Consider the following 15,669-nt stretch of genomic DNA (forward strand, 5'->3'; position numbering starts at 1 on the left):
CGACGGCGGTCACCGTGTCGACCGTCGACTGGTGTCGGTCGATCATCCGGCGCGGGCACGGACGCGCCCGAACCGCGATTCCGGGAGGCGTGGTCGGGTCAGTCCAGACTGTCGACGCCGAGCGCGTTGAGGACGGTACGCAGCTTCACCGACGTCTCGTCGACCTCGGCCTGTGGGTCCGAGTCGGCGACGATGCCACCGCCGGCCCAGGTGCGCAGATGATGTCCGTCGGCGGCGAGTTCCAGGCACCGGATGGTCACCATCCACTCACCGTCGCCGTTGCCGTCGCACCAGCCGACGGCGCCCGCGTAGAAGCCGCGGTCACCCTCCACCTCGGCGATGATCTCGGCTGCGGCCTCGGTGGGGCTACCGCAGACGGCGGGGGTTGGACCGAGTAGTAGCGCGAGGTCGAGGGCGGTCATCTTCGGGTCGCACAACCGGGCCTTGATGGGGGTGGCCAGATGCCAGACCTCACCGGTGGCGAGGACCTCCGGTTCGGCCGGGACTTCGACGTCGTCGCAGATGCGGGTCAGCCGTTCGGTCAGGAAGTCGATGACGAAGGCGTGTTCGGCGTGGTCCTTTGCCGATCCGCGTAGGGCTTCGGCGGTGGCCCGGTCGACATCCGGATCGGTCGAGCGGGGGGCGGAGCCCGCATACGGTCGGCAGGTGACCTCGTCGCCCTGCTTGCGCAGGAGCAGTTCTGGGCTCGCACCCAGGAGCCACGACCCCGAGCCGGTGACCGCGCCGAGATTCACTGCGAAGGCATTGCGTTCGGAGTTGCCGCCGGCCAGTGATTCGACGAGATGGGCGGGGGAGACCGCGGGTTCGACGGTGAGGTCGACGCGTCGTGCGAGGACGACTTTGTCCACCTCGCCGCCGCGGATGCGTTCGATGGTGTGCCCCACCCGGCTGCGATGTTCGGTGACATCGGGGACGAGGGCGGCCGCGGTGACGGTGTGGGTGCGTGGCGCTTCGCCGTCGATCGGCAACTGCGACACCGACATTGCGGTCGGTGCCACGAGTGCGGCGGTGCTCTCGGCGTCGAAGCCGATGGCGCCGGTCAGGCCGGCGACCCGTCCGCCGCGCAGTGCGGCCGCGGCGGCGTGGACATCGGTGAAGATCTGTTCGACGCCGCGCGCACGGACCGTGCCGTGCGGGCGGGAGAGGACGAAGACGTCGTCGAGCGGTTCGGCGTCGTGGACTACCGGATCGGCGGATGCAGACGTGGTCACGCCCGCCACGCTACAGGTAAGTGTGCCCTAAGTTGCAATCACCTTGAATCTAAATTGACCGGTCCGGGTGGGATCGGCGAATCTGATTGCGGGTCATGAGTGCCAGTGACAAGCCCCGGCTCGCTGGTCGGCAACCCTCCTCCGCGGTGGGGTGCTCCGGGTGACGACCCGGCCGTGTTCGAGGTGAACACGGCAAGCGCGGATTCCTCAGGAGCCTTGTCATGACCGCTGTCCTCAGTGCACCCGTTTCCGGTGCCGCAACCACCCCTCGACCGATCGACGCCGATAGTGGTGTCGCCGACTGCCCGGCACTCGCCGAGGTCGTCGGCGCCGATGTGCAGGTCCCGATCGCCTCGTCCGCCCCAGAGGGCATCCGGGCCAAGCACATCCGGTACGCCAACCTCGACTACGCCGCGAGCGCTCCCGCGCTGAGCCGCGTCGCCGCCGAGGTCACCACCGCCCTCGGTGACTACGCCAGCGTCCATCGCGGAGCCGGTCATCTGTCGCAGGTGACCACCGCCCGCTATGAGGCGGCCCGCGACACCGTGCGGGGATTCGTGCGCGGCCGGACCACCGACACGGTGGTCTTCACCCGAAACACCACCGACGCCATCAATCTCGCCGCCCACATCACCCCCGGCGACGTCGTCGTCCTCGACATCGAGCATCACGCGAATCTGCTGCCCTGGTGCACGCCGGTCGACGGCCGGTCGCGGGTGCGGATCGTCACCGCCGAGGCGACCATCGCCGACACCCTGATCGCCCTCGACGCCGAACTCGCCGCAGCGCCGACCGCACTGCTCGCGGTGACCGCGGCGTCGAATGTCACCGGCGAGGTCCTGCCGATCGGGCGGCTCGCCGCGCTCGCGCATCGGCACGGCGCGCGCATCCTCGTCGACGCGGCCCAGTTGGTGGCGCACCGGCCGGTGTCGATCGTCAGCCACGGCATCGACTACCTCGCCTTCTCCGGACACAAGACCTACGCGCCGTTCGGATCTGGCGTGCTGATCGGCCGGCCGGACTGGTTCGATGCGGCGTCGCCGTATCTTGCCGGCGGGGGCGCGAGCCTCGACGTCGAGCTCGACGCGTCGACCATATGGCACACCGGAGCGGCGCGGCATGAGGCCGGATCGCCGAATGTGTTGGGCGCCATCTCGATCGCCGCCGCCTGCACAGCTCTGACCGATATCGGTGCGGAATCGATCGGGCTGCATGAGGAGGCGCTGCGCGCCCGACTCGACGCCGGGCTGGCCGCCATCGACGGCGTGGCGCCGCTACGCATCTTCGACGACGCCGCCGACCGGGTCGGCATCGCCGGGTTCACCGTCGAGGGCTGTACACCGCGCGAGGTCGCCGAGTATCTTAGCGACCGGCACGGGATCGGCGTCCGGGACGGAAAGTTCTGTGCCCACCCGGTTCTCAAACGACTCGGTCATCCCGAGGGCGCGGTTCGCGCCAGCTTCGGGGCCGGAACCCGTACCTCCGACATCGATCGCCTGCTCGTCGCACTCACCGAATTCACGAAAGGACGTCGTCGATGACCGTCACCCTGCATCCCAGCTCCCACGGTGCCCCCGGCTATCCCGGCTATCCCGGCGCGACCGTGAGCATCGGCCGTCCGGCGCTGCGCGTCGGCGTCGCCGGTGATGACACCGCAGCCTCGCTGCCCATCGTCGTGCGCCGCGAACTGCTACGCGACGCACAGCGTGCCCGGTCGCTGCTGCGCGCCGGATCCCATGACCCGGCCAACTATTCGGTCGCGCTGGAGATCGAGGTCGCCATCGCCCCGAATCCCGCGTCGGCCCGCGCGGCGGTCGCCTACGCCGATGCGATCGCCGATGCCGCCGGAACCGATCGCCCCGAGACCATCCGCTACATCGGGACGTCGCATGGTCTGGTCACGCTGATCCGCGACGTCTACGCCGCCGAGGTGGCCGACGCGGTCATCCTGGTCCCGATCGACGGTTCGGCCACCGCGGGCCGCATCCGCGAACAGGTGTTGCCCGCCTTCGGGGACTCGGCCCGTCGGGTCGCCTGACAGCAACGCCCACCTGACAGCAACGCCCACCTGACAGCAACGCCCAACGCACAAGTAGGAAGAACCCGCCGCGCCTCAGGCCTCGCCTCGCTCCCACTGCTCCAGCAGCGTGGTCTCCGCGGTGTCGGTGAGCGTGCCGTAGAGGCGGAGTCGGGCCATACCGCCGTCGGGGTAGACGTCCATCCGCGCCTCGGTCAGCGGCCGGTCCAGGTCGACGGCGAATCGGTGTCGGGTGTCGGGCTGCAGATCGGTGCGCGCGAGCAGTTCGAACCACTCGCCGTCACCGTCGCGGCCCCGGATCCGCGCCGATCCCGGTGCGTTGCCGAGGAAGTAGCTGGTGTCGAGTTCGATCAGACTCACCCGGCCCTGACCGGCGAGCCGCACCTGCACCCAGTCGTTGCCGTCGTCGCGGCGGCGAGACGTCTCCCAGCCCTCGCCCATGTTCCGGGCCCGGCCGGGCATCAGCAGGTTGTTCGGTGAGCTGTAGTACATATTCGAGCACGCGGTGATCAGTCCGCCGTTCTCCAGCGCGGCCAGATCGAAATGGCCGTAGCGGAAGAACCGGGGATCGGGGACCCCGCGGCCGTGCACGCGGAAGCGGGCCACCCCGCCGTCGGGGTACATGGTCAGCCGGACATGGGTGAACCGGCTGGTGGCGTCGACCTTGAACGGGTTGCGGGTGTCGCCCTCGACCGGGGTGCGCGCCACGATGGTCGTCCACTGGGCGTCCTGCACCAGCCTCTCGGCCGGTACGACGCCCTCGACCGCGGTCGCCTCCACCGAGATGGCCGGCGGATAGTTGCCGGTGAACCACGACGTGTCCACGACGACCCCGTAGACGACGCCGGGCGCGCCGAGCCGGATGATCGCCTGATCCACCCCGGGTTCGCGACGGCGTCGGGTCTCCCAGCCGTCGTACACCTGACCCTTGTGGCCGAAGGTCGCCGGCTGGTACTGCGCCGGAGCGGTGGTGATCAGATTCTGGGATTCGGCGAACAATTCGTCGTTGGTCCACACCACCGCACCGCCCAGGTCACGCAAGGCCAGGTCGGGCATCGAGGTGAAGTGGGGGCGGGTACCCGACGTCGTCGGCGGCTGTGGCGTCACCAGTCAGATGGTAGGTGCCCCACGCCCACCTCGCCGAGGAAGCCGTCCGCGCAGCGATGTCTGAAATGTACGTATTTGCAGGTCAGGGGCTTGTGCGCGTGGGTAGGGTGGACCGGGGCACTGGGCCCGCTGAAAGGTTGTCGATGAGTGAACGCGACGCCGCCCCGATGCGGGGGACGGCACATGACACGGAGCATGACGAGGTGGCCGGGGCGGGGCTGACACACCGGCAGATCCTGACCATCCTGGCCGGCCTGATGATGGGAATGTTCCTGGCCGCCCTGGACCAGACCATCGTGTCCACCGCCATCCGCACCATCGCCGACGATCTACAGGGCTACGACCTCCAGGCGTGGGTCACCACCGCCTACCTGGTCACCTCGACGATCGTCACGCCGCTCTACGGCAAGCTGTCCGACCTGCACGGCCGCAAACCCTTTTTCCTGCTGGCGATCTCGATCTTCGTCGTCGGTTCGCTGCTGTGCTCGATGGCCACGACCATGTATCAGCTCGCCGCCTTCCGCGCGCTGCAGGGTTTGGGAGCGGGCGGTCTGTTCACGTTGGCGCTCACCACGATCGGCGACATCGTGCCGCCGCGGGAACGCGCCAAGTATCAGGGCTATTTCCTCGCGGTCTTCGGTACCTCCAGTGTGCTGGGTCCGGTCCTCGGTGGTTTCTTCGCCGGGCAGGCGTCGATCCTGTGGGTGTCCGGGTGGCGCTGGGTATTCCTGGTCAACGTGCCGATCGGGCTGGTCGCGCTGTTCGTGGTCTACCGGGTCCTCAACTACGACCAGTACAAGGCCGACGGCGGCCGGACCGACTACTGGGGTGCGAGCGCATTGGCCGTCGCCGTCGCTCCGCTGCTGATCGTCGCCGAACAGGGCCGCACGTGGGGCTGGGGTTCGGCCGCCTCGATGATCTGTTACGCCATCGGCGTGGTCGGCATCGCCGCCTTCATCTGGATCGAACACCTGATGGGCGACGACGCACTGATCCCGTTGCGTGTCTTCAAGAATCGGGTGTTCGCGCAGGGCATCATCATCGCGGTCATCGTGGGTGCGGTGATGTTCGGCGCCATCTCGATGCTGCCGCAGTACTTCCAGGTGCTGCGCGGGTCGTCGCCGATGGTGGCCGGTCTGCAGATGCTGCCGATGGTACTCGGCATGATGAGTGCCTCGATCGTGTCCGGCCAGCTGATAGCGAAAACCGGACGCTACAAGATCTTCCCGATCATCGGCTCGGTGCTGATCGCGGTGATGACCTTCCTGCTGCACACGGTCGGTATCGAGACGCCGGTTGCGGTGGTCATGCTCTATGCCTTCGGGCTGGGCTTCGGCCTCGGCAATCTGATGCAGCCGTTGGTGCTGGCCCTGCAGAATGTGTTGCCGCCCAAGGATATGGGGTTGTCGACAGGTACCGCGACCTTCTTCCGTCAGATCGGCGGCACGCTGGGTGTGGCGGTGTTCTTCTCGCTGCTGTTCTCGCTGATGGGCCCGAACATCAAGGACGAGATGACATCCGCGGCGCAGACCCCGGAGTTTCGGACGGCCGTGGTCGAGGCGGCGCACAGCGACGACGGCCAGGTCCGGGGCTTCGCGGAGGCGCTGATCGAGGCCAACCAGCAGGGCGGCGGTGCGTCGGCGTCGTCGGACTCGGTGATGGCCGATACCTCGGTCATCGACAAACTGCCTGTCGCGCTCGGGGATCCGATCAAGACCGGGTTCGCCAACTCGATGGACACCGTGTTCCTGGTCTGTTCGATCATCTCGCTGCTGGCGATCATCGGCACCGTCACCTGGCGGGAACTGCCACTGCGGCAGGGTAAACCGCTGGGCGACCCGAATTCCGAACTCTCCGCCTGACACACACCCGAGCGGACTCCCGCGCAACACCCGCCGATGACGCGATACCCACACACGACGATGCCCCGCCAAATGGCGGGGCATCGTCGTTCTGCAGCGGGCGAACCGGGTTCGCGGTCGGCCTAGTGGCCCTGCTCGGCCAGCCGGGCGACGGCCTCGTCGGCCGTCTTCTCGGCCTCGGCCCGACCGACCCAACCGCCGGGCTGGACCTCCTTGCCGGGCTCCAGGTCCTTGTAGTGCTCGAAGAAGTGGGCGATCGGGCCGAGTTCGAACTCCGACACGTCGCTGATGTCCTGGATGTGATCCCAGCGGACGTCGCCTGCGGGCACGCACAGCAGCTTGTCGTCGCCGCCGGCCTCGTCGGTCATGGTGTACATGCCGATCGGACGGGCCTTGACGGTGACACCGGGGAACACCGACTCGGGCAGCAGGACCAGCGCGTCGAGCGGGTCGCCGTCCTCGCCGAGGGTGTTGTCGATGTAGCCGTAGTCGGCGGGGTAGCCGAACGAGGTGTACAGGTAGCGGTCGAGGAAGACCTTGCCCGTCTCGTGATCGACTTCGTACTTGTTGCGGCTGCCCTTGGGGATCTCGATGACCACATCGAATTCCACGGTTCCTCCTGGCGTGTGCGGTAGTGGGGTCAAGCGGCGCAGCGCGAAGAAGATGCCGGTGCGGCGGGCCGCGCGCTGCCACAACGATACTGTTGTGAGCAACCCGCCCATGTCACTGACCCGGAGGTTCTGTGGTCGCACCCGTCTCGCCTGCGCCTCGTCGGCGTCGTCGAACCGTCCTGTGGACCGTGGTCAGTGTGATCGCCCTGGCCCTGGTGGCAGTCTGCGTCGTCGTGGTCGCGCTGCGCATCGACGACGATCCGGAACCGCCGCTACCCGCCGGGATCGGTCCGCAACCGGCACCGATCGTCGTCGCACCGGACATCTCCCCAGTCGCCGACACCGCACCCGTCCCGACCCCGGCTGGGGTGCGCAAGGAGATCGCCGCGCGGCTGCGCAATCCGGCGCTCGGCGAGCTGACCGGGCAGATCAGCGACTCGATCACGGGCGAGGTGCTGTGGTCGAAGGGCGCGACGACGCCGCGGATCCCGGCGTCGAACGACAAGGTGCTCAGTGCGGCCGCCTACCTGCTGGCACTGCCGCACGATCAGCGACTCACCACCACCGTCGTGACCGGCACCGGCGGGCAGGTGATCCTCAAGGGCGCCGGTGACCCGACGCTGAGTGCGCAGCCGCCCGGCGCCGACACCTTCTACACCGAACCCGCGCGGATCTCCGATCTGGCCGCGCAGATCAAGGCGTCCGGGATCCCGGTGACGTCGGTGGCGGTCGACCTGAGTGCCTACGACGGCCCCGACTACGACACCACCTGGGATCGTCGGGACATCGCCGGTGGTGACCTGGCCCCCATCCAGCCGGTGATGGCGGATGGCGCACGCATCGATCCGCTCGACGAGTTCTCCCCACGCCACGAACGTCCCGCGATCGCGGCCGGGGAGGCGCTGGCCGCCGCCCTGGGCGTCGACGGCGACGTCACCGAGGCCACCGCTCCGGCTACCGCCCGGGTGGTCGCCAAGGTCTCCTCGGCACCGCTGGTGACCCGCGTCAACGACATGCTGCGCTACAGCGACAACGTGCTGGCCGAGACCCTGTCCATCGAACTGTCCACACACCTGGGCGGCCCGGCCACCCTCGACGGTGGTGTCGACGCGATCGTCGCGACGCTCTCCAAGACCTTCGCCGCGCAGTGGAAGGGCACGACGCTGCACGACGCGTCGGGGATCTCTTACGCCAACCGGGTCCCGGCCGCGCTGCTGGACGCGGTGATGGGTGCCGCGAGCGGCCCCGGACAGCCGACGATGCGCCCGATGCTCGACGGACTGCCGATCGCGGGCGGAACGGGCACCCTCGCCGACCGCTTCGACCCGACGACGAATCCGGGTGCGGGTTGGGTGCGGGCGAAGACCGGAACACTGACCGGGGTCAGTTCGTTGACCGGGATAGTCCAGACCGTCGACGGCCGGGTCCTGTCGTTCGCGATGATGTCGGGCGGCACCTCCCCGGCCGACGCCCGGCCCGCACTCGACGCGGTGATCGGTGAACTGAGGGAGTGTGGGTGCCGGTGACATCAGCAGAGAATGCGCTCACGCGTGACGCCGACGACGACGGTGCGTCCATCGGCGCCCAGATCGACTGGTCGTTCGCGGCGTCCACGGCCAAACGGCTGACCCGTCCCGGACCGAAGGTCACCACGTACACGATCGAGGCGGCCCATGCTGAACTCGCCGACGCCGCGACGCGCGCGGAGGGGCCGGTTCGGGAGGTCACCCGACTCGCCGACGGTCTGCGCGTGCCGACCACACGAATCCTCGACCGTAAGGGCTGGATCGATGCGTCGTCGCAGTCGATGCGCTCGATGCTGGGCGCGGGTGACGCCGGTGCTGGGGAATCGACCGGGTTGGCAGGAAAGTTCGCCGGGCTGCAGGCAGGTGGTCTGTTGGCGTTCCTGTCCACCGCGATCCTCGGTCAGTACGATCCGTTCACCCCGGACCCGGAGACCGGTGAACCCGGCGTTCTGATGGTGGTGGCCCCCAACATCATCTCGGTGGAACGCGCACTGAAGGTGGTGCCGTCGGATTTCCGGCTGTGGGTGTGCCTGCACGAGGTCACCCACCGCGTGCAGTTCTCCGCCAACCCCTGGCTGCGCGGCTACATGCAGGACAACGTCGCCACCCTGACCACCGACACCGGTGAATCCGCGGGTGCGGTGATGGCCCGGATCTCCAAGACGCTCAAGGATTCCGACGAGCCGCGCGAGAAGGGCATCATCGGGGCGATGCAGCTGCTCCAGTCGCCCGAGCAGTATGCCGCCTTCCAGCGGATGATGGTGCTGGGCACGTTGCTGGAGGGGCACGCCGATCATGTGATGGATGCCGTCGGCCCCGCGCAGGTTCCGACCGTCGCGTCGATTCGCGCGGCCTTCGACAAGCGCAGGCAGTCGCCGAGTAATCCGATCCAGCGCATCATCCGGGCGTTGATCGGCATGGACGCCAAGATCGCGCAGTACGTCCGTGGCAAGGCCTTCGTCGACGAGGTCGTCGGGACCGTCGGGATGGACCGCTTCAACGTGATCTGGACGTCGCCGGAGACGATGCCCCTGCCCGCCGAGATCGACGAGCCGCAGGCATGGATCCGGCGGGTGCTGTAACCCGCGCGGTCGCCGATTTCGCGGCCGCCCACCTGACCCACAGGGATGTTTGCGTCGGTCTGTCCGGCGGACCCGACTCCCTGGCGCTGACCGCCGCCGCGGTGCGGGCCGGACTGCGCGTGCACGCGCTGGTCGTCGACCATCAACTGCAATCGTCGTCGGCTCAGGTCGCCGCGGATGCGGCTGCGACGGCCCGCGATCTCGGGGCGAGCGCCACGATTCTGCCGGTGGACGTCGGCGCGCGGGGTGGTCTGGAAGCCGCTGCCCGAACCGCTCGCTATGCGGCACTCGACGCGGCCCGCGACGAGGTTCCGGTGCTGCTCGGACACACCATGGACGATCAGGCCGAGACCGTGCTGCTGGGGTTGGCCCGCGGGTCGGGGCCGCGGTCGATCGCCGGGATGCGCGCGTGGCGGTCGCCGTGGGGGCGGCCACTGCTGGGTATTCGCCGCGCGCAGACCCATGACGCGTGCGCCGCCTGGGGACTCGATCCGCACACCGATCCGCACAACGGCGATCCACGATTCACCCGGGTCCGGTTGCGCACCGAGGTGATGCCGTTGCTCGACGACGTGCTGAGCGGTGGTGTCGTCGGCGCGTTGGCCCGCACTGCCGAGCAGCTGCGCGCCGATGCCGAGGCGCTGGACGTGCTGGCCGACGATCTACTGGAGCGTGCACGTCGGACCGACGGACTCGACCTCGCGCCGATGCGCGGCGTGCCGACCGCGCTGCGGACCCGGGTGTTGCGCGCGTGGTTGATCGAGGTCGGGGCGACGGAGCCGACGTCGCGTGTCATCGGGGCTGTCGACGACCTGGCGTCGGGACCGCCGACGGCCACGGTCGCCATCGGCGGTGATCCGTCGGCGCGGCTGGTGGTCCGCCACGTCGGGGGTGTGCTGGTCGTCGGCTCGGTTCCGCGCTGAGCGTCGGCTCGGGTGTCGATATGTGGCCAGGTGCCGCCACATATCGACACCCGTGAGCATCGAAACGAGCGAACTCAGCGACCTGGGACGAAGGGCGAGGTGATCGTCTGCAGGTACTGGATACCGGCGAGGACGACGGTGCCGCCACCGCCCAGGATGGTCCCGATGATCGAGCCGATGGACGCGCCGAAGGGGATCGCGGGCAGGCATCCGAATCCGCCGATGGACAGTCCGAGAGCGCATCCGATGACACCGCCGGCCACCGCGCCGAGGGCCAGGCCGACGAGGGAGGAGATCGTCATCCCGGCACTGATCGTCTGGAGTAGGCGGCCCAACGCGGCGTCGTCGCGCTCCTGCCGGGTCGTGGGTGCGTCGACCTGGGTGCGTGCGGCGACGCGGACGGCCTCGACCTCGATCGGGTTCACCGGCGTCGAGCGGGCGAGGTTCTTCGACGGGGTGAGGGTCAACGTCTTACCGACGGTGCGTGCGTCGATCGGGAACTGATGGGTTTCCATCCGATAGGTGAGGGGTAGACGAAATACCTCTCGACCGGCCAGGTTGCGGATCGACGCGATGCCGTTGGCGACTCCGACGGATCCGTCGCGGACGGTGATATCGACGGTCGTCGCAGTGGTGGAGAGGGTGTATCCGACGTTTGGGGCCGAGCGTGGAGCCGCGGTCGCGGTGGTGGCGAAGAACGACAATGCGGCCACCGCTAGGGATAGGGCGGCCAGTACCGACATCTTTGTCGACGGGGCTGCACTGGTTGATCGGGGCACGCGGACATGCGGGCACCGCTGGTGATCTGGCATGGAGATGATCCTCGACTTTCGGCTTCTGTGCACGCGAAATCGACTCTGCCAGTGCAACTTGGGGGACTGCACCGGGGCTGACGGTGGCGATCTCGGTGACGGTGGACATATCGGACGGCGGCTGCCGCCTGGCAACACAATCACAGATTCCGGACGGATAAATGTCGAAAAATGTTGCCCAAGTTTCAGATGATAACAGCAGTTATCTGAGCGTGATTAGCTGGCTGTAAATAGTCGTGGAATATTTCTACTCTCTGGTCATTGGCGTGGTGAAGTGTGCCAATCGGAAGTGGTGGAATTGTCGTCGCATTCAACAATTACTAACCGTTGTTTGGAGATTGTTAATCGACGTGATTAGTTATCGGCAAATTGGGCTAGTGATATTTATTGGCGCCGGTCAGGGTGTCGGATTGACGTTGCTCGGACCACACCTCGCGGGTCTTCTGGCGCCGACTGTTCGTCCCCGAGGTCTGTAGTCGTCCCCGAGGTGTAAGTACGGGAGGAGCGCGGAAGTCGGGGAGGAATGTTCGTCCCCTACTTTCGGCGGGCCGGGTTGGCGGGTGGTTGCACTGCGGCACGCGGCGGCATGGCACCCTGGAAGCGTGCAGCGCGACGATTCCACCAGCACCGATCCCACGGGTACCGATCCCACCACCGATCGCAGCCGGGTCGATCCCTATCACGACGACATCGACGCGATCCTGATCACCGAGGATCAGATCCGGCAGCGGACCCAGGAGTTGGCCGACGCCATCGCCGCCCGCTACGCCGACATCGACGAGGATCTCGTGCTCATCGGGGTTCTCAAGGGTGCGGTCATGTTCATGACCGACTTCGCTCGAGCGTTGCCGATTCCGTCGCAGCTGGAGTTCATGGCGGTGTCGAGCTACGGATCCGCGACCTCGTCGTCGGGCGTCGTCCGCATCCTCAAGGATCTCGACCGCGACATCGAGGGCCGGGACGTCCTGATCGTCGAGGACATCATCGATTCCGGGCTGACCCTGTCCTGGCTGATGAAGAATCTCGCGACCCGTTCGCCCCGCAGCCTGGAGGTGTGCACGCTGCTGCGCAAGCCGGAGGCGGTGCGCTCGCCGGTGCGTGTCGCCGAGGTCGGGTTCGACATCGCCAACGAATTCGTCGTCGGATATGGACTCGACTACGCCGAGCGTTACCGCGACCTGCCCTACATCGGCCGCCTCAAGTCGGCCGTCTACTCGTCCTGACGCGGCTCCCGTCGGCGTTCACGATCGGATCGGCCCAGCACAATCGGTACGCCGTATCTCCGGGAACGGTTTCGCCCGCGTGATCGTTGACCGGTAGCCTCTATAGGGACGAATGCGGGTTGTGCCCGTTCACTTCGTTCACACACCGATCGGAAGGACACGGGACCGGGCGTCCCGCGATCGCCTGAACTGGCCGCGGAACCCGACCTCCACCAACTGGCATGAAACGTAAGACTGTCATCCGCAACGTCGTCATCGTCGTGCTGCTCGTGCTTGCCGTGTGGGGCTGGACGGTGCTGCGTGACTCCAACCGCGAGTACAAGGGCGTCGACACGTCCATCGCGTTGGCCCAGCTCAACGACAAGAACACCAAGTTCATCAGCATCGACGACCGCGAGCAGACGCTGCGTATCGAGCTGAACAAGCCGATCAAGGTCGGCGAGGACGAAGCCGACAAGATCAGCGCCAAGTACCCGGCCCAGGCCGGCGATCAGGTGTTCGACGCGGTGAAGGCGACCGGCTCGCAGTACACGACCAACGTCAACGAACAGTCGGCGATCTGGCAGATCCTGATCTTCGTGCTGCCGATGCTGCTGTTGTTCGGCCTGTTCTTCTTCGTGATGAGTCGGATGCAGGGCGGCGGCCGTGGCGGGGTGATGGGCTTCGGCAAATCCCGCGCCAAGCAGCTCAGCAAGGACATGCCGAAGACGACCTTCGCCGACGTCGCGGGCGCCGACGAGGCGGTCGAGGAGCTCTACGAGATCAAGGACTTCCTGCAGAACCCGACGCGGTATCAGGCGCTCGGCGCCAAGATCCCCAAGGGCGTCTTGCTGTTCGGTCCGCCCGGAACCGGTAAGACGCTGCTCGCGCGGGCCGTCGCCGGTGAGGCCGGCGTGCCGTTCTTCACGATCTCGGGTTCGGACTTCGTGGAGATGTTCGTCGGTGTCGGCGCCTCGCGCGTGCGTGACCTGTTCGAACAGGCCAAGAACAACAGTCCGTGCATCATCTTCGTGGACGAGATCGACGCCGTCGGCCGTCAGCGCGGCGCGGGGCTCGGCGGCGGACATGACGAACGCGAACAGACCCTCAACCAGTTGCTGGTCGAGATGGACGGCTTCGGTGACCGTTCCGGCGTCATCCTGATCGCGGCCACCAACCGCCCCGACATCCTGGACCCGGCGCTCCTGCGTCCCGGCCGTTTCGATCGCCAGATCCCCGTCGGCAACCCCGACATCGCGGGCCGCAAGGCGATCCTGCACGTCCACGCCAAGGGCAAGCCGATCGATCCCGACGCCGATCTCGACGGTCTGGCCAAGCGGACCCCGGGTATGTCCGGCGCCGACCTGGCCAACGTCGTCAACGAGGCCGCGCTGCTCACCGCCCGTGAGAACAAGCAGGTCATCACGGCCGAGGCGCTCGAAGAGGCCGTCGACCGGGTGATCGGCGGGCCGCGGCGTAAGAGCCGGATCATCAGTGAACACGAGAAGAAGGTCGTCGCCTACCACGAGGGCGGACACACCCTCGCCGCGTGGGCGATGCCCGACCTCGACCCGATCTACAAGGTCACCATCCTGGCCCGAGGCCGGACCGGCGGTCACGCGCTCGCCGTCCCCGAGCAGGACAAGGATCTGCTCACCCGTTCGGAGATGATCGCCCGGCTGGTGATGGCGATGGGTGGTCGCGCCGCCGAGGAACTCGTCTTCCACGAGCCGACCACCGGCGCGTCCTCCGACATCGACCAGGCGACGAAGATCGCCCGGGCGATGGTCACCGAATACGGCATGAGCGCGAAGCTCGGTGCAGTGCGCTACGGCCAGGACCAGGGCGATCCGTTCCTCGGCCGGTCGATGGGCAACCACACCGACTACTCGGCCGAGATCGCCAGCGAGATCGACGACGAGGTCCGCCGACTGATCGAAGCGGCGCACACCGAGGCCTGGGCGATCCTGTCGGAGTACCGCGACACCCTCGACGTGCTGGCCACCGAACTCCTGGAGAAGGAGACGCTGACCCGCAAGGATCTGGAGAAGATCTTCGAGAACGTCGTCAAACGCCCGCGGATCACCGCGTTCAACGAGTTCGGCGACCGTACCCCGAGCGACAAGCCGCCCATCAAGACGCCGGGCGAGCTGGCCATCGAACGTGGCGAGCCGTGGCCGCCGGAACCGGCTCCGGTTCCGGAACCGGTCGGTGCCCCCGCGTATCCGGGCGGTCCGCAGGTGCCCGGCCAGGTGCCCGCCTATCCGCCGCAGGACCAGCCGTATCCGCAGTACCAGGGCTACCCGCCCTACACCGGTGGCACACCGGGAGCCGCCCAGCCGGGCTATCCGCCGCAGGGGCAGTACCCAGGTGCCGGTGGCACCCGGCCCGACTATGGCGCCCCGCGCGACTGGTCGGCACCGGGCTGGCCGCCGGCCACACCGCCCGCACCCGGTCAGCACCACGCCAACGGTGCCGGTCAGCACGGTCAGAACGGCAGCGGTCAGAACGGTCACCCTCAGCCGGGCCGGGACCAGGACAGCTGACTCCGCATACGCGGCCGGCGACAGACCGAAACGCGACCGCCCACGGCGGTCGGTGACGACAAGGCAGGGGAGATGACGATCAGCGAACGCGACGACACCGAGACCGGGATCGACCCGGTGCGTCTCGACACGGAGCGACGCAACACGCAGGCGGTGGGTGCATTCGACCAGGAGCGTGCCGAGGCCGCGGTTCGGGAACTGCTGCTCGCCGTCGGTGAGGACCCCGATCGCGAGGGTCTGCGCCGCACCCCGACCCGAGTCGCCAACGCCTACCGGGAGATGTTCGCCGGCCTGTACACCGATCCCAGCGACGTGCTCGCGACCACCTTCGACGAGGACCACGACGAACTCGTGCTGGTCAAGGACATCCCGATGTACTCGACCTGTGAGCATCACCTGGTGTCCTTCCATGGCGTCGCCCATGTCGGGTACATCCCCGGTGAGAGCGGGCAGGTGACCGGCCTGTCGAAGCTGGCACGGCTGGTCGACCTGTACGCCAAGCGACCGCAGGTCCAGGAGCGGCTGACCAGCCAGATCGCCGATGCCATGGTCGAGCGACTCAGCCCGCGCGGCGTGATCGTCGTCATCGAGGCCGAACATCTGTGCATGGCCATGCGCGGCATCCGCAAACCCGGTGCGACGACGACCACCTCGGCGGTCCGCGGCCTGTTCAAGACCAGTGCGGTGTCGCGAGGCGAAGCACTCGACCTGATCTCGCGGTGACCCCG

13 protein-coding genes and 1 riboswitch are annotated in these 15,669 nt (G+C 67.8%); of the genes, 9 read left to right on the forward strand and 4 right to left on the reverse strand.

The window, feature by feature from the left end:
* Positions 1-98: 98 nt before the first annotated feature.
* Positions 99-1,232, reverse strand: coding sequence for an isochorismate synthase (locus QSJ18_RS17710; protein WP_286327950.1), 1,134 nt, complete (start codon positions 1,230-1,232; stop codon positions 99-101).
* A gap of 91 nt (positions 1,233-1,323) precedes the next feature.
* Positions 1,324-1,437: riboswitch (SAM riboswitch) on the forward strand.
* A gap of 16 nt (positions 1,438-1,453) precedes the next feature.
* Between QSJ18_RS17710 and QSJ18_RS17715 the strand changes: the two genes are divergently transcribed.
* Together QSJ18_RS17715 and QSJ18_RS17720 are read left to right on the forward strand one after the other, a co-directional pair.
* Positions 1,454-2,773, forward strand: coding sequence for an aminotransferase class V-fold PLP-dependent enzyme (locus QSJ18_RS17715; RefSeq protein ID WP_286327951.1), 1,320 nt, complete (start codon positions 1,454-1,456; stop codon positions 2,771-2,773).
* Positions 2,770-3,270, forward strand: coding sequence for a hypothetical protein (locus QSJ18_RS17720; protein WP_286327952.1), 501 nt, complete (start codon positions 2,770-2,772; stop codon positions 3,268-3,270). Before QSJ18_RS17715 ends, QSJ18_RS17720 begins: the two co-directional genes overlap by 4 nt.
* A gap of 75 nt (positions 3,271-3,345) precedes the next feature.
* Here the strand turns inward: QSJ18_RS17720 and alc are convergent, their stop codons facing one another.
* A complete protein-coding gene (gene alc, locus QSJ18_RS17725; protein WP_286327976.1) occupies positions 3,346-4,326 on the reverse strand; it encodes an allantoicase in 981 nt (326 codons plus the stop codon).
* A gap of 194 nt (positions 4,327-4,520) precedes the next feature.
* Here alc and QSJ18_RS17730 point away from each other — a divergent pair, with 194 nt between their 5' ends.
* Positions 4,521-6,239, forward strand: coding sequence for an MDR family MFS transporter (locus tag QSJ18_RS17730; protein ID WP_462476113.1), 1,719 nt, complete (start codon positions 4,521-4,523; stop codon positions 6,237-6,239).
* A 122-nt stretch (positions 6,240-6,361) separates the two neighbouring features.
* Here QSJ18_RS17730 and QSJ18_RS17735 read toward each other — a convergent pair whose 3' ends face one another.
* The gene (locus QSJ18_RS17735) at positions 6,362-6,850 is read right to left on the reverse strand and encodes an inorganic diphosphatase (protein WP_286327978.1); all 489 of its coding nucleotides are present in this window, start codon (positions 6,848-6,850) and stop codon (positions 6,362-6,364) included.
* Positions 6,851-7,050: 200 nt separating this feature from the next.
* Between QSJ18_RS17735 and dacB the strand changes: the two genes are divergently transcribed.
* Genes dacB through tilS form a run of 3 tightly spaced genes read left to right on the forward strand, consistent with a single transcriptional unit; the run spans position 7,051 to position 10,381 of the window.
* Positions 7,051-8,376, forward strand: a complete 1,326-nt coding sequence (gene dacB, locus QSJ18_RS17740; protein WP_286327979.1) for a D-alanyl-D-alanine carboxypeptidase/D-alanyl-D-alanine endopeptidase — start codon at positions 7,051-7,053, stop codon at positions 8,374-8,376.
* Positions 8,373-9,458 (forward strand): zinc-dependent metalloprotease, encoded by a 1,086-nt coding sequence (locus tag QSJ18_RS17745; RefSeq protein WP_286327953.1) that lies wholly within the window; start codon positions 8,373-8,375, stop codon positions 9,456-9,458. Before dacB ends, QSJ18_RS17745 begins: the two co-directional genes overlap by 4 nt.
* Positions 9,437-10,381, forward strand: a complete 945-nt coding sequence (tilS, locus tag QSJ18_RS17750; RefSeq protein WP_286327954.1) for a tRNA lysidine(34) synthetase TilS — start codon at positions 9,437-9,439, stop codon at positions 10,379-10,381. The genes QSJ18_RS17745 and tilS overlap by 22 nt, the downstream gene beginning before the upstream one ends.
* Before the next feature lie 74 nt (positions 10,382-10,455).
* On the opposite strand, the gene QSJ18_RS17755 is transcribed toward tilS, so the two are convergent.
* Positions 10,456-11,094 carry a glycine zipper family protein gene (locus tag QSJ18_RS17755; RefSeq protein ID WP_286327955.1) on the reverse strand — a complete coding sequence of 213 codons (639 nt, stop codon included), beginning with the start codon at positions 11,092-11,094 and terminating at the stop codon, positions 10,456-10,458.
* A 788-nt stretch (positions 11,095-11,882) separates the two neighbouring features.
* Between QSJ18_RS17755 and hpt the strand changes: the two genes are divergently transcribed.
* The 3 genes from hpt to folE all read left to right on the forward strand — a co-directional run bounded on the left by hpt (position 11,883) and on the right by folE (position 15,664).
* On the forward strand, positions 11,883-12,416 hold the full coding sequence (hpt, locus tag QSJ18_RS17760; RefSeq protein WP_286327980.1) for a hypoxanthine phosphoribosyltransferase: 534 nt from the start codon (positions 11,883-11,885) through the stop codon (positions 12,414-12,416).
* A gap of 221 nt (positions 12,417-12,637) precedes the next feature.
* Positions 12,638-14,941, forward strand: a complete 2,304-nt coding sequence (gene ftsH, locus QSJ18_RS17765; RefSeq protein WP_286327956.1) for an ATP-dependent zinc metalloprotease FtsH — start codon at positions 12,638-12,640, stop codon at positions 14,939-14,941.
* 72 nt (positions 14,942-15,013) lie between these two features.
* On the forward strand, positions 15,014-15,664 hold the full coding sequence (folE, locus tag QSJ18_RS17770) for a GTP cyclohydrolase I FolE (RefSeq protein ID WP_286327957.1): 651 nt from the start codon (positions 15,014-15,016) through the stop codon (positions 15,662-15,664).
* Positions 15,665-15,669: the final 5 nt, after the last annotated feature.

Source organism: Gordonia heveisoli (assembly GCF_030315745.1).
GTDB lineage: Bacteria > Actinomycetota > Actinomycetes > Mycobacteriales > Mycobacteriaceae > Gordonia.